This window comes from Arthrobacter sp. SD1074B (genome assembly GCF_056780195.1).
Genome location: NZ_JBRAZT010000001.1, coordinates 95,431 through 115,979, shown reverse-complemented (window position 1 = coordinate 115,979; position 20,549 = coordinate 95,431). Strand labels below are relative to the sequence as shown.

At 68.8% G+C, this 20,549-nt stretch carries 18 protein-coding genes; 7 read left to right on the top strand and 11 right to left on the bottom strand.

Annotated elements, in window-relative coordinates:
• The first annotated feature begins 8 nt into the window (after positions 1-8).
• Entirely contained in the window at positions 9-764 is a 756-nt protein-coding gene (locus ACUYM2_RS00575) for a DUF429 domain-containing protein (protein ID WP_481601363.1), read from the top strand.
• Positions 765-824: 60 nt separating this feature from the next.
• Here ACUYM2_RS00575 and ACUYM2_RS00570 read toward each other — a convergent pair whose 3' ends face one another.
• The gene (locus tag ACUYM2_RS00570) at positions 825-3,254 is read right to left on the bottom strand and encodes a phosphoketolase family protein (RefSeq protein WP_481598294.1); all 2,430 of its coding nucleotides are present in this window, start codon (positions 3,252-3,254) and stop codon (positions 825-827) included.
• A gap of 176 nt (positions 3,255-3,430) precedes the next feature.
• Here ACUYM2_RS00570 and ACUYM2_RS00565 point away from each other — a divergent pair, with 176 nt between their 5' ends.
• The gene (locus ACUYM2_RS00565; protein ID WP_481598293.1) at positions 3,431-4,030 is read left to right on the top strand and encodes a hypothetical protein; all 600 of its coding nucleotides are present in this window, start codon (positions 3,431-3,433) and stop codon (positions 4,028-4,030) included.
• A 40-nt stretch (positions 4,031-4,070) separates the two neighbouring features.
• Here the strand turns inward: ACUYM2_RS00565 and ACUYM2_RS00560 are convergent, their stop codons facing one another.
• Together ACUYM2_RS00560 and serS are read right to left on the bottom strand one after the other, a co-directional pair.
• A complete protein-coding gene (locus tag ACUYM2_RS00560; RefSeq protein ID WP_346958371.1) occupies positions 4,071-4,919 on the bottom strand; it encodes an HAD family hydrolase in 849 nt (282 codons plus the stop codon).
• A gap of 93 nt (positions 4,920-5,012) precedes the next feature.
• A complete protein-coding gene (gene serS / locus ACUYM2_RS00555; protein ID WP_481598292.1) occupies positions 5,013-6,293 on the bottom strand; it encodes a serine--tRNA ligase in 1,281 nt (426 codons plus the stop codon).
• 78 nt (positions 6,294-6,371) lie between these two features.
• Here serS and ACUYM2_RS00550 point away from each other — a divergent pair, with 78 nt between their 5' ends.
• Entirely contained in the window at positions 6,372-7,481 is a 1,110-nt protein-coding gene (locus ACUYM2_RS00550) for a diacylglycerol/lipid kinase family protein (protein ID WP_481598291.1), read from the top strand.
• Positions 7,482-7,565: 84 nt separating this feature from the next.
• Here ACUYM2_RS00550 and ACUYM2_RS00545 read toward each other — a convergent pair whose 3' ends face one another.
• The 3 genes from ACUYM2_RS00545 to ACUYM2_RS00535 form a co-directional block, all read right to left on the bottom strand.
• Positions 7,566-7,784 (bottom strand): hypothetical protein, encoded by a 219-nt coding sequence (locus ACUYM2_RS00545; protein ID WP_481598290.1) that lies wholly within the window; start codon positions 7,782-7,784, stop codon positions 7,566-7,568.
• 94 nt (positions 7,785-7,878) lie between these two features.
• Entirely contained in the window at positions 7,879-8,859 is a 981-nt protein-coding gene (gene pheA, locus ACUYM2_RS00540; RefSeq protein ID WP_481598289.1) for a prephenate dehydratase, read from the bottom strand.
• 15 nt (positions 8,860-8,874) lie between these two features.
• Positions 8,875-9,201, bottom strand: a complete 327-nt coding sequence (locus tag ACUYM2_RS00535) for a rhodanese-like domain-containing protein (RefSeq protein WP_481598288.1) — start codon at positions 9,199-9,201, stop codon at positions 8,875-8,877.
• A gap of 296 nt (positions 9,202-9,497) precedes the next feature.
• Here ACUYM2_RS00535 and ACUYM2_RS00530 point away from each other — a divergent pair, with 296 nt between their 5' ends.
• The 4 genes from ACUYM2_RS00530 to ACUYM2_RS00515 all read left to right on the top strand — a co-directional run bounded on the left by ACUYM2_RS00530 (position 9,498) and on the right by ACUYM2_RS00515 (position 14,617).
• Positions 9,498-10,973: an amidase gene (locus ACUYM2_RS00530; RefSeq protein WP_481598287.1), complete on the top strand. Its 1,476-nt coding sequence runs from the start codon at positions 9,498-9,500 to the stop codon at positions 10,971-10,973.
• An 81-nt stretch (positions 10,974-11,054) separates the two neighbouring features.
• Entirely contained in the window at positions 11,055-12,167 is a 1,113-nt protein-coding gene (locus tag ACUYM2_RS00525) for an alcohol dehydrogenase catalytic domain-containing protein (protein ID WP_481598286.1), read from the top strand.
• 114 nt (positions 12,168-12,281) lie between these two features.
• On the top strand, positions 12,282-13,751 hold the full coding sequence (locus ACUYM2_RS00520; protein ID WP_481598285.1) for a peptide MFS transporter: 1,470 nt from the start codon (positions 12,282-12,284) through the stop codon (positions 13,749-13,751).
• 5 nt (positions 13,752-13,756) lie between these two features.
• A complete protein-coding gene (locus ACUYM2_RS00515; RefSeq protein ID WP_481598284.1) occupies positions 13,757-14,617 on the top strand; it encodes a phosphotransferase in 861 nt (286 codons plus the stop codon).
• A gap of 21 nt (positions 14,618-14,638) precedes the next feature.
• On the opposite strand, the gene ACUYM2_RS00510 is transcribed toward ACUYM2_RS00515, so the two are convergent.
• From ACUYM2_RS00510 to uxaC, 5 genes are read right to left on the bottom strand one after another with little or no spacing between them, the layout of a single operon-like run.
• Positions 14,639-15,619 (bottom strand): sugar kinase, encoded by a 981-nt coding sequence (locus ACUYM2_RS00510; protein ID WP_481598283.1) that lies wholly within the window; start codon positions 15,617-15,619, stop codon positions 14,639-14,641.
• On the bottom strand, positions 15,616-16,293 hold the full coding sequence (locus tag ACUYM2_RS00505) for a bifunctional 4-hydroxy-2-oxoglutarate aldolase/2-dehydro-3-deoxy-phosphogluconate aldolase (RefSeq protein ID WP_481598282.1): 678 nt from the start codon (positions 16,291-16,293) through the stop codon (positions 15,616-15,618). The genes ACUYM2_RS00510 and ACUYM2_RS00505 overlap by 4 nt, the downstream gene beginning before the upstream one ends.
• Positions 16,290-17,870: a UxaA family hydrolase gene (locus ACUYM2_RS00500; protein ID WP_481598281.1), complete on the bottom strand. Its 1,581-nt coding sequence runs from the start codon at positions 17,868-17,870 to the stop codon at positions 16,290-16,292. Before ACUYM2_RS00500 ends, ACUYM2_RS00505 begins: the two co-directional genes overlap by 4 nt.
• The gene (gene manD, locus ACUYM2_RS00495; protein ID WP_481598280.1) at positions 17,867-19,093 is read right to left on the bottom strand and encodes a D-mannonate dehydratase ManD; all 1,227 of its coding nucleotides are present in this window, start codon (positions 19,091-19,093) and stop codon (positions 17,867-17,869) included. The genes ACUYM2_RS00500 and manD overlap by 4 nt, the downstream gene beginning before the upstream one ends.
• 15 nt (positions 19,094-19,108) lie before the next feature.
• Positions 19,109-20,539 carry a glucuronate isomerase gene (gene uxaC, locus ACUYM2_RS00490; RefSeq protein ID WP_481598279.1) on the bottom strand — a complete coding sequence of 477 codons (1,431 nt, stop codon included), beginning with the start codon at positions 20,537-20,539 and terminating at the stop codon, positions 19,109-19,111.
• Positions 20,540-20,549 lie beyond the last annotated feature (10 nt).

Here is a 20,549-nt window from a genome sequence, read left to right as displayed (position 1 = left end):
GGCCGCGGATGCTGACCCTCGGCGTCGACCTCGCCGCGGCCACGAAAAAGACCGCGGCCGCCGTCGTCGAATGGAACAACGGCACCGCCCGCCTGGCGCACCTGGCCCTCGGCGTCGACGACGATGAGATTGTGCGGCTCTTCGGCGCCAGCGACATGACCGGAATCGACTGCCCCGTGGGCTGGCCGGACGCGTTCCTGCCGTTCATCGCGGGGCACCTGTCCGGCGAGGCGCACCCGGTGCTGGACTACGACGGCATCGAGGGCCGCCGGCTCTTGGCCTACCGCGACACCGACCGCTTTGTCACCGCGCGGACCGGGCTGATCCCGCTCAGCGTCTCCGCCGACCGGCTGGCGCACCCGGCGATGCGCTGCGCCGTCATCCAGGCCAAGATCGCCCGTGACCACGGGCCGCAGGCCAGGGACGGGAGCGGCCGGCTGGCCGAGGTCTATCCGGCAGCGTCGCTGACGTCCTGGGGCCTGCTGGCCCGCGGCTACAAGGGTCGCGGCGGCGCGGAAACGCAGCGGCTGGGCGAACTCCTGGGCGGGCTCCGGCAGGCAGCACCCTGGCTGGACCTGGCCGGACACGAGGACCAGCTGGGCGGCTCGGACGACCTGTTCGACGCGCTCATCGCCTCGCTGACCGCGCGGGCCGCGGCCCTCGGCGCGACCCTGCGCCCCGACGCCGCGCACGCCCGGCCCGCCCGGACCGAGGGCTGGATCCATCTGCCCACCGGCGGCCTGCCCGGGCTCACCGGGCCCTAGCGGGCCGTCGGTCCCGGGGTCCGCTCCCCGGGCCGGACGGGGCCGACGGACCAGGGGCTGCTATTCGGAGCTGAGCGTCCAGCCGCTGATCTCCTTCGCATCCTCGCCGTGCTCCCTGGTGTGGTTGTGCGCCCGGATGCGCCGGTCCTGCAGCGACTGGCGCAGCAGCGAGTGCCGTTCCGCCAGGCCCGGCACCCGGTCAATCGCATCGATGGCCAGCTGGTAGCGGTCGATCCCATTGAGCATCGCCATGTCGAACGGCGTCGTGGTGGTGCCTTCTTCCTTGTAGCCGCGCACGTGCAGACCGTCCTGGTTGGTGCGGCGGTATGCCAGCCGGTGGATCAGCGAAGGGTACCCGTGGTAGGCGAAGATGATCGGCTTGTCGGCGGTGAAGATGCCGTCAAAGTCTCGGGAGGAGAGGCCGTGCGGGTGCTCGGCGGCGTCCTGGAGGCGCATCAGGTCCACCACGTTCACCACCCGGATCTTCAGCCCGGGTGCCCCTTCCTTGAGAAGTTCGGCCGCCGCCACCGTCTCCACCGTGGGGACGTCGCCCGCGCAGGCCAGCACGACGTCGGGCTCCTCGCCGGCGACCTCCGACCCGGCGAATTCCCAGATCCCCAGGCCGCGCTGGCAGTGGTGCGCCGCGTCGGCGGGACCCAGCCACGTGGGTGAGGGCTGTTTGCCGCTGACCACGATGTTGACATAGTCCCGCGAGGCGAGGCAGTGCTCCATCACCGAGAGCAGGGTGTTGGCGTCCGGCGGCAGGTAGACCCGGATGACCTCGGCTTTCTTGTTCACCGCGTGGTCGATGAACCCGGGGTCCTGGTGCGAGAAGCCGTTGTGGTCCTGCTGCCAGACATGGGAAGAAAGCAGGTAGTTCAGCGACGCAACGGGCTGGCGCCACGGCAGCTCGCGGTGGACCTTGAGCCACTTGGCGTGCTGGTTGAACATCGAGTCGACAATGTGGATGAAGGCCTCGTAACAGCTGAACACCCCATGCCGGCCCGTCAGCAGGTAGCCTTCCAGCCAGCCCTGGCAGAGGTGCTCGCTGAGGACCTCCATCACCCGGCCGGCGCGCGCGAGGTGCTCGTCGATCTCCTCGATCCGGTACTGCCAGACCTTGTCCGTAACCTCATAGACGTCCTGCAGCCGGTTGGACGCCGTCTCGTCCGGACCGAACAGCCGGAAAGTCTCCGGGTTGAGCGCAATCACGTCCCGCAGCCAGGAGCCGAGGGTCAGCATGGCGCTGACCCTCTCCTGGCCCGGCCGGGCGACGTCCACCGCGTGGTCCGTGTAGCCGGGCAGCTTCAGGTCGCGCAGCAGGACGCCGCCGTTGGCATGCGGGGTGGCGCTCATCCGCAGCTCACCGCCGGGGGCGTTCGCGGCGACGTCGGGCCGGAGCCGGCCCTCGCCGTCGAACAGTTCGTCCGGGCGGTAGGACTCCAGCCACCGGCCGAGCTGCGCGAGGTGTTCGGGGTTGGTGCGGACTTCGGCCAGGGGCACCTGGTGGCTGCGCCAGGTGCCTTCCACCTGCAGGCCGTCGACCGTCTTCGGGCCGGTCCAGCCCTTGGGCGAGCGCAACACGATCATCGGCCACACGGCGGCGGGCGCGTCGTTGCCGCTGGCGCCGCCGGCTGTTGTTGCGACCCTGCGGGCGGCCTGGATCTTCCGGATGTCGGACAGGCAGCGGTCCAGCACCGCGGCGAAATCGCGGTGCGCGGCCGCGGTGTCCTGCGGGTCGGCGACGGTCACGAAGTGCGGCTCGTGGCCGTACCCGCGCAGCAGCTGCTCCAGCTGGGCCTCCGGCATCCGCGCGAGAATCGTGGGGTTGGCGATCTTGTAGCCGTTCAGGTGCAGGATCGGCAGCACGGCACCGTCCGCGGCCGGGTCCAGGAAGTTGTGCGAGTGCCAGCTCGCGGCCAGCGGCCCCGTCTCCGCCTCGCCGTCACCGATCACGACGGCGGTGATCAGCTGGGGGTTGTCGAACACCGTGCCGTAGGCGTGCGCCAGCGAGTATCCGAGTTCGCCGCCTTCATTGATGGAGCCCGGGGTTTCCGGGGCGGCGTGGCTGGGGATGCCGCCGGGGTAGGAAAACTGCCGGAACAGCTCAGCCAGGCCGTCTTCGTCCGGGCCGACGTTGCTGTAGATCTCGGAGTAGGTTCCCTCCAGCCAGGCGTTCGCCACGACGGCGGGTCCTCCGTGGCCGGGGCCGGCGACGAACAGCATCTCCTGCGAATCGCGGCGGATGACACGGTTCAGGTGGGAGTAGATGAAGTTCAGCCCCGGGGTGGTCCCCCAATGGCCCAGCAGTCGGGACTTGGTGTCTGCGGCGCTCAGCGGTTCGCGCAGCAGCGGGTTGGAGCGCAGATAGATCTGGCCCACCGAGAGGTAGTTGGCCGCCCGCCACCACCGGTCCACCAGGCCGATTTCGGCCGCGCTGGCCGCCTCCGCCGCCGGCTGCCCTGTCCCCTGTTCCAACCCATCAACCACTGTTGCACTCCGCCCCGGTACGTGCCGCCGTCGGCAGCGTCTTGACCCATCGCAACATTTCCTGCGGCCCGAGACAAGCCCGCCGCGCGTCCCGGCGGGGGGCGTCGGCAGGTCTGTGACGGGGGTTGCCCCGGGTACTTGCCTCGCGTTTGCCACGCGGTAGTGTGGCATCCAGTATGTTCACGCTGACCATCAACCAAACCGACAGCCGGCGCGACGGCGACCGCGTGCCGCAGCTCCTCAAGGACCTGCGGCACATTCCGGCGCGCCTCGATTTCGACCGTTCGGTGGAGGATGAGGTCCAGGGCATCCTGGACTGTCCGCGGCAGGCGGTCGAGGCGGCGCTGATCGCCCTGCGCACCGGCGCCTGGTATGTCGGGATCGGCGTCGGCCCCGTCAACGAACCGCTGCCCAACCAGATCAAGGACGCCTCAGGCCACGGACTCATTTACGCGCGCCGGGCGGTGGACAGGCTGCGGAACAGCAAGGAACGCATCCCGGTGGCCGTGGAGGGCCCGTACGCGGACCTGGCCGCGGAAGCCGAGGCCGTGCTGCGGCTGCTCGGCCATATTGTGCACGACCGAAGCATTGCCGAGTGGCGGGTACTGGACTTGCTCACGCCCGGCGTTCGCGGGCAGCAGAAGGCCGTGGCCGAGGAACTGGGGATCACTACCCAGGCCGTGAGCAAGGCGGTGGCCCGGTCGCAGTGGAACGAGGAGCACGCGGCCCGGCCCGCCGCCGCCCGGCTGCTGGGCCTGATCCTCGAAGCCCGTTAGCCCGGGCGCACCGCCAACAGCGGGCGCAGCTCGCCCCGCCTCAGCCGAGGATGCTGCGCAACACGTGCGCGGCGCCGTCGTCGTACACCGAGTGGGTGACCTCGTCAGCGGCGGCGATCACCTCAGCCGGAGCCTGTCCCATCGCCACACCGCGGCGCGCCCAGGTCAGCATCTCGATGTCGTTGCGGCCGTCGCCGACGGCCACCGTACGGTGCGCCCCGATGCTGAGGCGTCCGCGCAGCTGCTCCAGGGCACTGGCCTTGGTGACGCCGGCGGCGGCGATGTCCAGCCAAGCCGTCCAGCCGACGGAGTAGGTGACGCCGGCGAGCCCCACGTGGCGGATCGCGGCATTGAATTCCTCGGGCGTGTTCTCGGAGCTGAACACCACCACGCGGACGGCGGTGGCCTCCAGCATGGTCTGGAAGTCCACGCCGATCGCCTCGACGCCGAAGCTGGCGTCCTGAAAGCGTTCGGTGGAGAGGAAGTTGCCGTTTTCGTCCTCAAGCGCGTACTTGGCGGAAGGCAGCCGCTTGCGCAGCGCCCGGAGCGCCGGGCCGGGATCGAAGGTGGCCTTGTGCAGCACCTGGTAGCCGTCGGCGAGTCCGGAATCCACGCGCAGCGTGACGCCGCCGTTGGAACAGACCGCGTAGCCGGTTTCGATGCCGATGTGCTCGATGATGGGCAGGGTCGCGTTGAGTGAACGGCCCGTCGCGATCATGACCTCGTGCCCGGCGGCGACCACGGCCTGGGCCGCTTCCCGGACGGGAACGGACATGTGCCCGTCGTGGTCGACGAGGGTTCCGTCGACGTCGAGGGCGATCATCATTTTTTCGTTTGCTTCGCGCTGGTCATCGTTGCCAGCGACTGAGGCTTCAGTCAATGTAGTCATCCAATAAGTAGAGCAGACACCGCCGACAGCTGCTAGGACGCGCGCCACAGCGGCGCGTGAAGCCTGGGTAAACAGCTGCCGACGGCGGGTGGGCTAGAGGACGGGGAAGACCGTCACCCCGCCGAGGTACTTCTGCAGTGCGGCCGGGACGTTGACGGAGCCGTCCGGGTTCTGATGGTGCTCCAGGATGGCGACGATCCAGCGGGTCGTGGCGAGGGTGCCGTTGAGGGTGGCCACCGCGCGGGTGCCCTTGGGCGCCCCGTCGTCGTTGAGCACCCGTTCGCGGATATTGAGCCGGCGGGCCTGGAAGGTGGTGCAGTTGGAAGTGGACGTCAGCTCGCGGTAGGCGCCCTGGGTTGGGACCCACGCTTCGCAGTCGAACTTGCGGGCCGCCGACGTGCCAAGGTCTCCCGCGGCGGTGTCGATCACCCGGTACGGCAGCTCGCACTTGGCCAGCATTTCCTCTTCCCAGGCCAGCAGGCGGGCGTGCTCTGCGGCCGCTTCTTCAACCGTGGTGTAGATGAACATCTCCACCTTGTTGAACTGGTGGACGCGGATGATGCCGCGGGTGTCCTTGCCGTGCGAACCTGCCTCGCGGCGGTAGCAGGAACTTTGCCCGGCGTAGCGGATCGGTCCGCCGGTGAGGTCCAGGATTTCGTCCGCGTGGTAGCCGGCGAGGGCCACCTCCGAGGTGCCCACCAGGTAGAGGTCGTCCTCCGCGAGGCGGTAGATCTCGGCGTCGTGCTTGACGTCGAAGCCGGTGCCCTGCATGGTTTCTGGCCTGACCAGCGTCGGGGTGATCATGGGGACGAAGCCGGCGTCGATGGCCTGCTCCATGGCCATCTGGAGCAGCGCCATTTCGAGCCGGGCGCCCACGCCGCGCAGGAAGTAGAAGCGCGATCCGGAGACCTTGGCGCCGCGTTCCATGTCGATCGCGCCGATCAGCTCGCCGATTTCCAGGTGGTCCTTCGGCTCGAAGTCGGGGAATTCGCGCGGCGTTCCGACCGTCTTGACCACCACGTAGTCATCCTCGCCGCCCGCCGGGACGCCGTCCTCAACGAGGTTGGGGATACCGCGCAAGAGCTCCTCCTGGGCGGACTGGGCGACGTCGGCCTCGGCCGAGGCTTCCTTGACCGATGCTGCGAGCACCTTGACCTCGGCAAGGAGGGCCTGCTTCTCTTCGCCCTTGGCCTGGGCCACCTTCTTGCCGAAGGCGTTCTGCTCGGCCCGCAGGTTTTCGAAACGGATCAGCGCCGCGCGCCGGGCCGCATCCGCGGCGATGATCGCGTCCACCACGGACTCATCGGCGCCACGGGCGCGCTGGCTGGCACGGAACTTGTCCGGATTTTCGCTGAGGTCTTTTACGTCGATCACCAGATAAGAGTATCGAATCCGGGGCCGGCGACTTGGCAGTCCTGCCGGGTCGCGGGCGCGGGATAGTGTTGGAGCAACATGCGCGACTGGCTGCTCTACCTCGTCATCGCTGGAGCCCTGGTATTTGCCCTCTCCAGTTGGTGGGGCGTGCGCCGGCTGAAGGCCAAGCACACCCGCAGTGCCGTTTGGGAAGATACGCACAACCCCGGGCTGGCCAGGCAGAAGGTCGCCGTCGTGATGAACCCGATCAAGGCCAGGTCCGCGGAGGCCCGCGTCCTGGTCGAAAGCGCCTGCCTCGCCGCCGGCTGGGAGGCCCCGCGATTTTTCGAGACCACGGCCGAGGACCCCGGATTTTCGCAGGCCCGGGCCGCCGTCGACTACGGGGCCGACGTCGTCCTGGTGGGCGGCGGCGACGGCACCGTCCGGGTGGTGGCCGACGCCCTCGCGCACACGGACATTGCCATGGGGCTCCTCCCGCTGGGCACGGGCAACCTGCTGGCCCGCAACGTCCATCTTGACATCGGGGATCTGCACGGCTGCGTTGAGATTGCGTTGTTCGGGCACCAGCGCTTCATCGACACCGCCCGCATGAGGGTGGAGAACGCCCTGACCGGTCAGTCCGAGGAACACGCCTTCCTTGTGATCGCCGGCATCGGCATGGACGCCGAGGTGGTGGGCGACACCAACGACGGGCTCAAGAAAGCGGTGGGCTGGCTCGCCTACACGGAGGCCGGGGTGCGGCATCTTCCCGGCCGCCGCAAGCGGGTCTCGATCTCGCTGGACGGCCAGCCGGAGCAGTCCCGAAAGATCCGCAGCGTGCTGTTCGCCAACTGCGGCCTGATCCCCGGCGGGATCGACTTCATCCCGCAGGCCATGATCGACGACGGCATGCTGGATGTGGTGGTGATGAGCCCGCGCAGCGCCATCGGCTGGCTGGCGATGTACTGGAAGATCGTGCTGAAGCACAAAAGAAACTTGCCGGTGATGACGTATTACCGCTCCGGCAAGATCGTGATCACGTGCGCCGAACCGATGCCCACGCAGGTCGACGGCGATCCGTCCGGCGAGGCCACGACGGTCACCGTCCGGGTGGCGCCCCGCTCGCTGCTGCTCCGGGTCAAGGAGGACGCCGTCAGGGAAGACGCGCTGACGTCGGGAGGGACCGGCAGCCAGGCGGAAATCCGCTAGGCCCGGAACCCGGGCCCCGGGCCGGCATGGGCGCCCCGGACCGGCACGGCCCCTGCCAAGCCGGGCTCCGCGGAGCAAGCTGGCCTAGCTGGCTTCCTTCTTCGCTTCTGCTTCCTTCTTCGCATCGGCGGCCGCCTTGGCGGCGCGGGCCTCGGACTGTTCGCGGATCATCGCCTGCTCCTCTTCGAAGCGCAGCCGGTCCGCACGATCGGCGTCGTCGCCGTCCCAGTCCTGGTTTTCAGCAGTCGGCTTGGGATTAACAATCATTCCCTGGCCGTCATTTTCTGTGCTGGTGCCTGACATGACCTGCTCTTTCCGGTAGAGGGCTACCCAAATATGGATCAGGCAAGCATACGCACAGTTTCCATGGGGAGGAAGTGCCGGATGTGGCGTTTGTCTACGCTGTGGGCGAAGCCTCCGGGTTATATTCCGGAACCACAGATGCCCCGGTGAGTATGTCTTCGACCCAGGCATGGGCGGCCCGGAATGCCTGGTCCGAGGTGTGCGGCGCCACCTCGGCCCGCTGGCCGTCGGCGCGGCCGTAGGAGCCCAGGAATCGAGTGGCGGGGCTGATCCGGTGCAGCCCCGCGAGCGCGTCGGCCACCCGTGCATCGCCGACATGCCCGTCGGCGTCGATGCTGAAGAAGTAGTGGCCCAGGTACTGGCCCGTGGGCCGCGACTCGATCCGGCTCAGGTTCACGCCGCGGGTGGCGAACTGGTCCAGGATCTCCATCAACGCGCCTGGCCGGTCCTCGGGCAGCGGGACCACGACCGTGGTCTTGTCCGCACCGGTCCGTTCGGGCAGTACCCCGGGGCGTCCCACCAGCACGAAGCGGGTGACCGCGCCCGGGTTGTCGCCGATGTTTTCTGCCAGCACGGCCAGGCCGGGCTGTTCGGCGGCGACGATCGGGGCGCAAATGGCGGCGTCATAATGCGGGTCGCCTTCCAGCAGGCCCATCGCCGCGGCGGCGGTCGAGGACCCCGGGATATATTCTGCATCTGGAATATTGTCTTCAACCCAGAGTCTGCACTGGGCCCAGGCGTGCCCGTGGGTGGAAACCCGGCGGATGTCCTTGATCCGGATGCCGGGCCGGGCCACGAGCACGAAGCTGATAGGGACCAGGGCCTCGCGGAGGATCCGCAGCTCCTGGCCGGTCGCGATCGCGTCAAGGGTAGCGGTCACCCCGCCCTCCACGGAGTTCTCGATCGGCACCATTGCCGCGTCGGCCGATCCGTCACGGACCTTATCCAGCGCCGTGTTCACGTTCGAGGACGGGATGCGGACCGCCTCCGCGGCGCCGGGCACCTGCATCAACGCCGCCTCGGTGAAAGTGCCTTCGGGGCCGAGGAAGGTGTAGGTGACAGGTGACGCGGGCATGGGTTCTTCCTTCGTTTACAGGATGACGGGCTTGAGCCCGTTGTCGGACACGAGCGGGAGGCCGTTCTCCAGCCACTGGTCCATGCCGCCGGCCACGTTCATCGCGGAGTAGCCCTGGCCGACGAGCCATTGCACGGCGCGGAAAGAGCGTCCGCCGGTGCGGCAAATAACGTAGAGGTCCTCGTCCGGGTCCAGTTCATCGAGCCGGGCCGGGAGCTGGTCGAGGGGAATGTGCACGGCGCCCTCCGCGTGGCCGGCCGACCACTCGTAGTCCTCGCGTACATCCAGAATGCGCGCCGCTTCGGGAATGTCGGAAACGGTCACGGTGTCGATATCGCTCATGGTCGTCCTCTCCGCTGGTACCAGGGTCTTCCCCCAGCGTATCGCCAGCCGCCGGGGCCAGGTCCAAAGAAGCGGCAGGTTACGCTTTTGGAGAGCGCAAAGGAGACCCATGGCAGCCGCACGGCCCTGTCCCCCGGACAAGGAGGCCCTCCCGCCCCGCATCCACCGGGCATGCCCTCCCCAAGCCGGCAGGGTTGGACATGCTGCCACTATGGCCAACCCCGCGCACGCAGAATGGGCATGTCCCCCGGGCAAGGAGGCCCGCGCGGCCGGGCAGCACCGGAAGCCGTTCCACCGTGACTGAGATCCACGAGCTGTCGGCGGTCGCCCTGCGGGATGCCCTGCGCTCCGGCGAACTCTCCGCCCGTGCGGCCGCGGCGCACTTCCTGGACCGCATTGCATCCGAGAACCCGCACCTTGGCGCCTTCATCACTATTACCGCCGAGCAGGCACTCAAGGACGCCGACGCCGCGGACAGCCGTCACGCCCGCGCCGCCACTGACGACGACGGCGGCGGTCCGGTGCTGCCGCTGCTGCATGGGATGCCGACCGCCTTCAAGGACCTGACCGACGTCGCGGGCGTCGCCACCACCCACGGCAGCGCCGCCCTGGAACACAAGCCGGCGCCGGCCGACGGCGCCCTCGCCGCCACGCTGAAGGGCGCCGGGGTCATTTCGCTGGGCAAGACGCAGGTCCCGGAGTTCGGGCTGACCGCTTACAGCGAGAACCGGATCGCCCCGCCCTCACGCAACCCGTACGCGCTGAGCCGCAGCTCCGGCGGCTCCTCGGGCGGCAGCGCTGCGGCCGTCGCCGCCGGGTTGCTTCCCTTCGCGCCGGGCTCCGACGGCGGCGGCTCCATCCGCATCCCCGCCGCCGCGTGCGGCCTGGTGGGCCTGAAGCCGGGCCGCGGGCTGGTCCCGTCCGGGGAAAGCAGCGGCGACCCTGCCGGACTCGTGGTCGCCGGACCGCTGGCCCGCTCCGCGGCCGACGCGGCCCTGATGCTCGACGCCCTCGTCCCGCCGTACCTGCCCCGCCAATCGTCCGGGCAGTCCGCCAGCCGGGCGCTGGCGGAGCAGGACAGCTACCTTCAACTGGCAGCCCAGGACCCGCCCCCGCTGCGGATTGGCGTCGGCCTGGACAGCCCGTGGCAGGCAGCTGTCCCCGTCACTCCGGACCGCGACGCCCTCGACGCGCTCAACACAGGGATCAGGCTGCTGGAGGCGGCCGGGCATGAGATCGGCGAAGCGGCCATCCGCTACGACAACCGCTACCCCGGTGCGTTTACGACGGCCTGGACGGCCGGCGTCGGGAGCGCCCGCATCGCGCCGCAGCGAGAGGCCCTCCTGACCCCGCTGACCCGGACCTTCCGGCGCCGCGCCCAGCAGCGCAGCGCGGCGAAACTGAACGAGGCCCTCGGGTTCCTGCGCCAGTTCCAGCGGGACACCGTCGCCCAGTTCTCGGCCTGGGACCTGGTGCTGAGCCCCGCGCTGGCACAGACCCCCCGGCCGGTGGGCTGGTTCACCGGCGCGGCGCACGGCGACGGCTACTGGCCCGCCGAGTGGCCCGCCGACGCCGACGCCGACTACCGCAAGCAGTGCGAGTTTGCCCCGTGGTCCTCCCTGGTCAACGTCTGCGGGCTGCCCGCGATCAGTATTCCGGTGCACTGGACGGGCGGGCCGCCGGGCGCCGGGCTGCCGATGGGCATCCAGCTGGTCGGGCCAATGGGATCCGAGGCGCTGCTGCTTCAGGTGGCCGGGCAGCTGGGATTCTAGGCAGCCGCCGGCAGGAATTTCCCGGGTCCGGCCGTGTGCGGTTTACTGGTCCCAACGCGGTTAACCACACGAGAGGGATCGATGAAGATCACCGGTGCAGTACTTGAGGAAATCGGCCGCCCCCGGCCCTTCGCAGAGTCGAAGCCGATCAGCATCTCGGAGCTGGAACTCTCGGCCCCCGGGCCTACGGAGCTCCTGGTCCGGCTTGAGGCCGCCGGAATCTGCCACTCGGATCTCAGTGTCGTCGATGGGAACCGGGTGCGCCCGGTGCCCATGCTGTTGGGCCACGAAGCCGCCGGACGGGTCGTCGAGGTCGGCGCAGAGGTCACCGACCTGCGGCCCGGCCAGCGCGTGGTCATGTCCTTCCTGCCGCGTTGCGAGCAGTGCACCAATTGCGCCGCGGACGGCCGGCTGCCGTGCACCGCCGGTTCCAAGAGCAACAACGAAGGCACCCTGCTGCACGGCTCCATGCACCTGAGCCGCGGCGGCGAACAGGTCTACCACCACCTCGGCGTCTCCGGCTTCGCCAGCCACGCCGTCGTGGACCGGGCCTCGGCGGTGCCGGTCGGCGACGACATCCCGCCGGACATCGCGGCCGTGCTGGGCTGCGCGGTGCTCACCGGCGGCGGCGCCGTGCTGAACGCCGCGAAACCCCGGCCCGAGGACAGCATCATGATCGTCGGGCTCGGCGGCGTGGGGATGGCCGCGCTGATCACCGCGGTCTCCCAGGGCGTCTCACGGATCATCGCCGTGGACACCCTGGACGAGAAACTGGAGCACGCCCGCCGCCTCGGGGCTCACGAAACGTACACCCCGCAGCAACTCGCGGAACAAGGCGTCAAGGCCAAGTTCGTCATCGAGTGCGCCGGCAGCGCGCGGGCGTTCGAGACCGCCTTCGCGGCGACCGACGTCGGCGGCACCACCATCACGGCCGGACTGCCCTCACCCGAGGCGCGTGCCCAGCTCTCACCGCTGGCCATCACCGCGGAGGCCCGCACGATCATCGGCAGCTACCTCGGCTCAGCCGTGCCCGCCCGGGACATCCCCAAGTACGCCCAGCTCTGGCGGGACGGAAAGCTGCCGGTGGAGGAGCTCATCTCGTCCCGGATCGCCCTGACGGACATCAACCAGGCCATGGACCAGCTCGCGGACGGAAAGGCGGTCCGCCAAGTCATCATGTTCGACGCCGGCTAGCCTGGCCGCGGGCGGCTTCCCGGCTGGAACCGTTCCGCGAAACACCTTGGAATTGACTTGCCCCGGACCGCCTCGGATGTGACAATCGTCCGCCGCGGTGTCAGCATTAAGTAAATGAGCACAACTCATTTAGCCGATCCCCCCGCTACAACGCCGGGCGATACATCGTTTTTTGGCCACCCAAAGATGCTGGCCAGCCTCTTCTCCGTAGAAATGTGGGAGCGCTTCTCCTTCTACGGAATGCAGGGGATCCTCCTCTACTACATGTACTTCACAGCTGCCGAGGGCGGCCTTGAAATCGACAAGGCCCTCGCCGCCAGCCTGGTCGGCGCCTACGGCGGCGGTGTCTACCTCTCCACCATCCTGGGCGCCTGGCTCGCGGACCGGCTCTTCGGCTCCGAGCGTGTGCTCTTCGGTTCCGCAATCATGATCATGGCCGGCCACATCGCGCTGGCCCTCATTCCGGGGATTCCGGGCCTGGTCACCGGGCTCGTGCTGGTGGGCGTCGGATCCGGCGGCCTGAAGGCCAACGCCACCGCGCTGGTCGGAAGCCTGTACCGCGAAAAGGACGAGCGCCGCGACGCCGGCTTCTCTATCTTCTACATGGGCATCAATACCGGCGCCCTGATCGGGCCGCTGGTCACCGGCTGGCTGCAGGAAAGCCAGGGCTTCCACTGGGGCTTCGGCGCCGCCGCCGTCGGCATGGCCGTGGGCCTGGGCATCTACGCGCTGGGCCGCAACAAGCTGCCGGAAGAGGCACACCGGGTACCGAACGCCTTGCCGCCCGCCGAACGTACCCGCTACGGCCTGATCTTCGCCGGTCTCGCCGTGGTCATCGCCGTGCTGCTGGCCACCGGCGCCGTGAACGCAGGAAACCTTGCCCTGTCCATGGCGTACGCGGCCATCGGTGCCTCGGCGCTGTACTTCGTGCTGATTTTCAGCAGCAAGAAGGTCAACTCCACCGAGCGCAGCCGGGTGGCAGCGTTCATCCCGCTGTACATTGCTTCCGCCGCATTCTGGGCGCTCTTCCAGCAGCAGTTCACCTTCATTGCCGTCTACTCGGAAGAGAAGCTGGACCGGAACCTCTTCGGCTGGGAAATGCCGGCCGCCTGGGTCCAGTCGATCAACCCGGTATTCATCATCATCTTCGCCGGGGTTATGGCCGCCCTATGGACCCGGCTGGGACGCAGGCAGCCGGGCTCGGCACTGAAGTTCTCGATCGGCCTCTTCGTGATGGGCCTGGCCTTCCTGGCGTTCATCCCGCTGGCCGGCGACGGCAAGACGCCTTTGCTGGCGCTGGTAGGAATCCTGCTGCTGTTCACGCTCGCCGAATTGTTCCTCTCCCCCATCGGCCTGTCCGTCACCACCAAGCTGGCTCCCAAGGCCTTCCACACCCAGATGGTTGCCTTGTTCTTCCTCTCGGTCTCGCTGGGCACCACGCTGGCCGGCCTGCTCTCGGGGCTCTACAACCCCGACGACGAGCTGCCGTACTTCATCGGCGTCGGCGGCACGGCGATGCTCCTGGCCGTCGGCCTGGCTGCGGCCTCGCCTGCCATCAAGAAGCTCATGGGCGGCGTACGCTGAGCTGAATGAGCCCCCGAAATCGCCCGCCGGTTGAGGCGCGCGTCTACGTCCCCGCCCCCGGCGAGGCGTCCGACGTCGAACTCATGCCGGCGGGCGATGTTACTGAGGGGGTGGTGCGTGTCGGCAGGACCATCCGCCGCCCGCACCAGCCGCAGAGCCTCGCCGTCGCGGGCTACCTCGACTGGCTTGAGGACGCCGGTTTCGACGGTTCCCCGCGGTACCTGGGCCGGGACGCGGACGGCAGGGACGTGCTGACCTTCCTGCCGGGACAGTGCGCCGGGCCGGTACCGGCGGCCTGGGTGCAGTCCGAGGAGCTGCTGGCCTCGGTGGCGCGGCTGCTGCGCCGGCTCCACACCGTCTCCGCCGGTTTTGTGCCGGACACCCACCCGTTTCCGCGGCGCTATGTGCCACCGGGCGCAGTCAGCCAGGACCCGGTGGAACTCGTGTGCCACCTTGACGTCACCCCGCAGAACGTGGTGGTCCGGGGCGGTCTCGCCGCCGGGCTGGTGGACTTCGACCTCGCCGGCCCCAGCACGGCTTTCAAGGATTCCTTCAATACCGCCATGCACTGGGTGCCGCTCCGCGATCCGGCCGACGCGTGGCCGGGCTGGGAAGCCACGGACCCGTTCCGGCGGCTTCGGATTTTCGCGGACGCGTTCGGCTGGGGCGAGACGGAACGGCGGGCGCTGCCGGCTTTCGGGATCGAGGCGACGGCGCTGAGCTACGAGCGGATGCGGCACAACGCGGCGGTTCTCGGCGGCGGCTGGGCCCGGATGTGGAACGACGGCGTCGGCGGGCTCATCCTCCGCCGCCAGGGCTGGCTGGAAGCCAACGCGGAGCGGCTGGTGGACACGCTTAGCGGGTGATTGGCGTGTGCTGCCGGCAGCTCAGCGGCTCACGGGTTCAGCCGCGTCCAACAACCCCAGCTCCGAACGCCGCGGCATCCCCTCCCAGTCGCCGGAGACGAGGCACGCGTACGCTCCGGTCCGCACGGCCGTCAGCAACCGTTGCTGGGCAGGCTGCCCGTCGAGCAGTTCGGCGAGGTAGCCGCCGACGAACGCGTCCCCAGCCCCGACGGTGTCCACGGCCCGCACCGGAACGGCATCCTGGCGGTACTCCCGGCCGGCGATGAGGGCCACGCAGCCGCGCGCGCCGAGCTTGATCACCACCTGCTCCGGCCCCAGTGTCGCAAGCCGGCGGGCCAGCTCCAGCGGATCGGCCGCCTCGCCCACCACGATGGCCGCTTCGTCGTCCCCGGCGAACACCACGTCCGCCTGGCGGACCAACGCCTGGAAGGCAGCTGCCGCAGCCTGCTTCGACCACAGCGCGGACCGGTAGTTAAGGTCGAGGGACACCATGGTCCCGGCGGTCTTGGCGCAGTCGACGGCGGCCTGGACCGCGGCGGCCGCAGACGCGGACAGCGCCGGGGTGATCCCGGTGATGTGGAGCAGGCGGGCAGCGGCGATCTTCCGCTCCGGAAGGTGCTCCGCCCCGAGTCGCGAACCCGCGCTCCCAGAGCGGTAATACCAGACCTTGGCTGTCTCGTTGGTGCGGCGTTCCTTGATCATGAGCCCGGTGGGCGCTCCGGAATCGCGGCTGCATTCGACGTCGAGCCCTTCCGCCATCAGCTCCCGCAGGACCAAGTCGCCGAGGCTGTCGGCCCCGACCCGGCCCACCCATGTGACCGAGGTGCCCAACCGGCGCAGGGCGATCGCCACGTTGCTTTCCGCGCCGCCGATGCCAAGCCGGAGGGACTCCGTGAAGGCGAGCGGCCCGGGGGTGGCAGCTTTCATCAGCGCCATCGTCTCGCCGAGCGTGACTACCTCGCTCAGCGGGACGACGCCGCTACCGGCGTCCGGCCCGTTCACCCGGCGCTCCGGCAGCCCAGCGCTTCGGCAACCAGGCCGCTGACCCGTTCGGCCCGCCGGGTCAGCCCGCCGAGGTCTCCGCCCTTGAAGGCGTCGCCGATGAGCGGACCGCCGAGGCTGACCGCCATGGCGCCGGCCCGGATCCAGGCCGGCGCGTCCTCGATGGCCACTCCGCCGGAAGGGATGACCTGCAGGTCCGGGAACGGTCCGCGCAGCTGGGAGATGTAGCCCGGGCCTACCGTAGAGGCCGGGAAGACCTTGACGGCCGTGGCCCCGGCCCGCCATCCGGCCAGCAGTTCCGTCGGGGTCAGGCCGCCCGGAAAGACCGGAATACCCCGCTCGACGGCGGCGCGGACAATGCCGACATCGGTGACGGGCGTGACGAGGAACCAGGCCCCGGCGTCGATGGCCCGCCGGGCCTCGGCCGCTGTGGTGATCGTACCGACACCGATTTCGATCTGGTCGCCGAAGCCGCTGATCAACCCTGGCAGGAGTTCGAAGACCCCGGCCGTGCTCAACGTCAGCTCAATCGAACGGACTCCGCCGTCGGCGAGCGCGGCGATGACGGGAGCATATTCCCGGGCGTGCCCGGCGCGGAGCACTGCGACCACGGGATTCGCCTGCAGGATCCTGCTCGGGTTGGGCCGCTGTAGGGTGTCCGTTCCGCTGCTCACGTCACTGTCCCTAGTTGCCATGGCACAAATTCTTCCTGTCCGAGATCGAGTTCTTCACTGACGGTTTGCTCCCCCGACGCCACGGCGAGGATGCGGGCGAAGATCTGCTCCCCCACCTCCTGGACCGTCGCCTCGCCGTCGACAATGACGCCGCAGTTGAGGTCGAGATCCTCGGGCATTCTGTTGTAAAGCTCGGTGTTGGTGCCCAGTTTGATACTCGGCACCGGCTTGCAACCGAACACTGACCCGCGGCCGGTGGTGAAACAGACCACGTTGGCGCCACCGGCCACGAGCCCAGTGACGGACACCGGATCGTACCCGGGGGTGTCCATGAACACGAGTCCCGGGCTGGTCATCGGTTCGGCATAGGCATACACAGCGGACAACTCGGCCTGGCCGGCCTTGGCCACCGCCCCCAGGGACTTCTCCAGGATGGTGGTCAGCCCGCCGGCTTTGTTCCCGGGCGAGGGGTTGTTGTCCAGGCTGCCGCCGCCGGAGCTGGCGTAGTCCTGCCACCAGGCGAGCTGTCCAAGCAGCCGCTGCCCGACCGCGGGCGCGACGGCCCGTCGGGTCAGCAGATGCTCGGCTCCGAAAACCTCAGGGGTTTCGGCGAGCGCCGATGTTCCGCCGTAGGCGACCAGCATGTCCGAGGCGACGCCCAGCGCCGGGTTGGCCGTGATACCCGAGTAGCCGTCCGAACCGCCGCAGTTCAGGCCCAGCACCAGCTCGGAAACGTCCACCGGCTCGCGCTGCAGTGCGTTGATGGCCGGGAGCATCCCTTGGATCAGCGCCACCCCCGCCTTGACCGTGGCCCGGATTCCCCCGGAGTCCTGGATGGTGAGCCGCTCGACGAGGGCGGGCGCTGTTTCCGGGTCGAGGAAGCGTTCGGTTTGCAGCATCTCGCAGCCCAGGCCGAGGACCAGCAAGCCGGCGAAGTTCGGATGGGCCGCGTAGCCGCGGAGCGTGCGGACCAGGACTTCAGCGCCGGCGCTTCCCAGCACCATGCCGCAGCCGCTGCCGTGAGTCAGCGCAAAAACCCCGTCCACGTTGGGAAAGTCGTCCAGGGCGCTGCCACGGAACTGGTCCGCGATCATCCGGGCCGTGCTGGCCGAGCAGTTGACGGAGGTCAGGATGCCGACGTAGTTGCGGGTGCCGACCTTGCCGTGAGGCCGCCGGTAGCCCTGGAAGGTGGGACGCGGGCCGGGCGGCATCGCAGGCGTGACGCGGGCTGTGCCGAACTCGTAGTCCTGTTTCACTTCGTCCATGCCCAGGTTGTGTGTGTGCACATGGCCCCCTGGCCGGATGTCGGCCAGGGCGCGGCCGATCGACTGCCCGTACTTGTGCACCGGGGCGCCGGCGGCGACGGCCTGGAGCGCGATCTTGTGGCCGCGCGGGATGTCGGTGGTGACCGTCAGCTCCGGCCCCGCGCTGTCTGCTCTGTCTGCTCCGGCACTCCCCAGGAGGATTGTTCCGGCGGGAAGGTCGCGGGTGGCGACACCCACTTCGTCACCCTCTGCCAGTCGCAGCACGCAGGACGCGAGCGGAAGGGTAGCGGCGGCGGTATCTGCGGCGTTCACCAGTCATGCACCGTCCCGTCAAGGAGCCGGGCGGCCGGCAGGTACGCAGGGGTGTACCCATAGCCTGCGGCCAGTGCGTCGTCGTAGTCCACGCCGAGGCCCGGGTTGTTCCCGGGATGCAGCAGCCCGTCCTCGAAGGTGTAGCTGGTGCGGAACACCTGCAGGGTCTCCTCGGAGTGTTTCATGTACTCCTGGATGCCGAAGTTGTGGATCGCCAGCCCCAGGTGCAGTTGCGCGGCCTGGCCCACTGGCGAGATGTCGGTCGGGCCGTGGAAGCCTGACTTGATCTGGTAGATCGCGGCGAAATCCATGAGCTTGCGCAACGCCGTGATGCCGCCCGTGTGGGTCACTGCGGACCGCACGTAGTCGATCAGCTGCTCGGTGATCAGCGTCTGGTAGTCGTAGACGGAGTTGAAAACCTCGCCGATTGCCAGCGGGGTGGTCGTCTGGGACCGTACCCGGCGCATGCCCTCCTGGTTCTCCCCGGGGGTGCAGTCCTCAAGCCAGAACAGATCGTACGGTTCCAGGCTCTTGCCCAGCGAGGCGGCCTGGTTCGGCGTCATACGGTGGTGGCCGTCGTGCAGCAGGATCAGTTCCGGACCGAATTTTTCCCGGACCGCCGCAAAGACACCGGGAACGTGGCGCAGATACGCGCGGGTGTCCCACAGTTCCTCCGCCGGTTTTGGCAGCCGCTTGGCGGGTTCGTAGTCGTAGCGCTGTCCGGGGCGCTGGTCCCCGGCGACGCCGTAGATCTGCCCCAGCCCGGGGACACCGGTCTGAATGCGGATGGCCTTGAAGCCCTGGTCGAGGTGGTTCTGGATCGACACGCACAGCGCGTCCAGGTCGGTGCCGGAGGCATGGCCGTAGGCCAGGCAGCCGGTTCGCGAAGCGCCGCCCAGCAGCTGGTAGAGCGGCAGGCCTGCCACCTTCGCCTTGATATCCCAGAGGGCGATGTCGACGGCAGCAATCGCGGCCATGGTGATGGGGCCGCGCCGCCAGTAGGCGCTTCGGTAGAGGAACTGCCAGGCGTCCTCGATCTGGCCCTCGTCGCGGCCGATGAGCAGCGGCACCACGTGCTCCGTGAGGTAGGCGCTCACGGCCAGCTCGCGCCCGTTGACGGTGGCGTCGCCAAGCCCCACGACGCCGTCGTCGGTGGTGATGCGCAGCGTAACGAAGTTCCTTCCCGGGCTGCTGACCAGGACCTCGGCTGAGCGAATCGTCATTGGTGTTCCTTCCGGTCAGCCGCGGGCGGCGTAGGACTGCAGGGGCAGGTTGTAGGTGAGGTCGACGGCGGTTTCCACGGCTTCCGCCATGCCCAGCCGCCCTTCGGCGACGAGACGCGCCAGGAACCCGGCGTCGATCCGCCGGGAAAGGTCGTGGCGGGCCGGGATGGAGGCAAGCGCCCGGGTGTCGTCGACGAAGCCGCTCGTGTTGTAGAACCCGGCCGTTTCGACGGCGGACTCACGGAACCGCCGCATCTGCTCCGGGCTGTCCAGAAACCACCAGGGGGCTCCCAGTTTCATCGCGGGATAGCAGCCGGCGAGGGGAGCGAGTTCCCGTGAGTAGACCGTTTCGTCGGTGGTGAAAGCGATGAAGCGGAAATCCTTGTTCATGCCGAAGCTCTCCAGCAGCGGCCGTAACGAGCGGGTGAACTCCACCCCTACGGGGATATCGAAGCCCTTGTCCGGCCCGTAGGAGTCATACACGCTGTGGCAGTGGTTCCGCAGCACCCCGGGATGGAGCTGCATCACCAGTCCGTCCTCTACGGACATCCGGGCCATCTCATAAAGCATGCTGCCGGAAAAGGCCTGAGCCTCCTCCGCGGTCACTTCCCCGCGGGTTGCGGCCGTAAAGATCCGCTGCGCCTCTGCTGCCGGCAACGGGGTGGTGTCCGCCAGCAGGTGGCCGTGGTCGGTGGCGCGGGCTCCGGCGTCGACAAACGCGTTGCGGCGCTGCCGGAGGGCAGCCAGGAAGCTGCCGTAATCCGCCACTTCCACTCCCGAAACCTCCGAGAGCGTCCGGATTTCGTCCTGCCATCTGGCGTGGTCGATGTGCAGCAGCGAATCGGGCCGGAAGGTCGGGACGATCCGGCCCTGCCCCAGCGCGTCGCTCAGTTTGCGGTGGGCGGAAAGGTCCGACAGCGCGGAATCCGTGGTGGCCAGAATTTCCACGTTGAACCGGTCAAGGATCGACCGGGGGCGGAAAGCTTCGGTTTGGAGCAGGGCCGAGAGCTTGTCGAAAAGGACATCGGCATTTTCCGCAGACGGCTGCAGCGGCGTCTCGAAAACGACCGCCAGCTCGTGTTCGAGCCAATACCGGGTGGGCGTTCCGCGGAACAGTTTCCAGTTCTCGCAGAATCGCCGCCAGATCAAGCGCGCGTCCCGCTCCGCCAGGGCCCCGTCATGCCGGTTCGCCACGCCTAGATCAGCCGGGGAGTACCCCTGGGAGACCAGCATGCGCACCAGGTAGTGGTCCGGGACCACCAGCAGTTCCGCGGGGTTACCAAAAAATTCGTTGTCCACGAACAGGTCGGCCTCAACGTGGCCGTGCATCGACACAATGGGCAGGCCCGACACAGCGTTGTACAGCTCCCGGGCGATGGTCCGCGTTGCCGGATCCGCAGGGAGGGCTCTATCCGGGTCGATCGCCCAGGCAGTGGAATCACTCATGGAATTGCCT

What these genes read in the sequence shown, in the direction of transcription:
- ACUYM2_RS00575 (WP_481601363.1), top strand. Translation starts at nt 9, where the DNA reads ATGCTGACCCTCGGCGTCGACCTCGCCGCGGCCACGAAAAAGACCGCG.
- ACUYM2_RS00565 (WP_481598293.1), top strand. Translation starts at nt 3,431, where the DNA reads ATGTTCACGCTGACCATCAACCAAACCGACAGCCGGCGCGACGGCGAC.
- ACUYM2_RS00560 (WP_346958371.1), bottom strand. Translation starts at nt 4,919, where the DNA reads ATGACTACATTGACTGAAGCCTCAGTCGCTGGCAACGATGACCAGCGC.
- ACUYM2_RS00550 (WP_481598291.1), top strand. Translation starts at nt 6,372, where the DNA reads ATGCGCGACTGGCTGCTCTACCTCGTCATCGCTGGAGCCCTGGTATTT.
- ACUYM2_RS00545 (WP_481598290.1), bottom strand. Translation starts at nt 7,784, where the DNA reads ATGTCAGGCACCAGCACAGAAAATGACGGCCAGGGAATGATTGTTAAT.
- pheA (WP_481598289.1), bottom strand. Translation starts at nt 8,859, where the DNA reads ATGCCCGCGTCACCTGTCACCTACACCTTCCTCGGCCCCGAAGGCACT.
- ACUYM2_RS00535 (WP_481598288.1), bottom strand. Translation starts at nt 9,201, where the DNA reads ATGAGCGATATCGACACCGTGACCGTTTCCGACATTCCCGAAGCGGCG.
- ACUYM2_RS00525 (WP_481598286.1), top strand. Translation starts at nt 11,055, where the DNA reads ATGAAGATCACCGGTGCAGTACTTGAGGAAATCGGCCGCCCCCGGCCC.
- ACUYM2_RS00520 (WP_481598285.1), top strand. Translation starts at nt 12,282, where the DNA reads ATGAGCACAACTCATTTAGCCGATCCCCCCGCTACAACGCCGGGCGAT.
- ACUYM2_RS00515 (WP_481598284.1), top strand. Translation starts at nt 13,757, where the DNA reads ATGAGCCCCCGAAATCGCCCGCCGGTTGAGGCGCGCGTCTACGTCCCC.
- manD (WP_481598280.1), bottom strand. Translation starts at nt 19,093, where the DNA reads ATGACGATTCGCTCAGCCGAGGTCCTGGTCAGCAGCCCGGGAAGGAAC.
- uxaC (WP_481598279.1), bottom strand. Translation starts at nt 20,539, where the DNA reads ATGAGTGATTCCACTGCCTGGGCGATCGACCCGGATAGAGCCCTCCCT.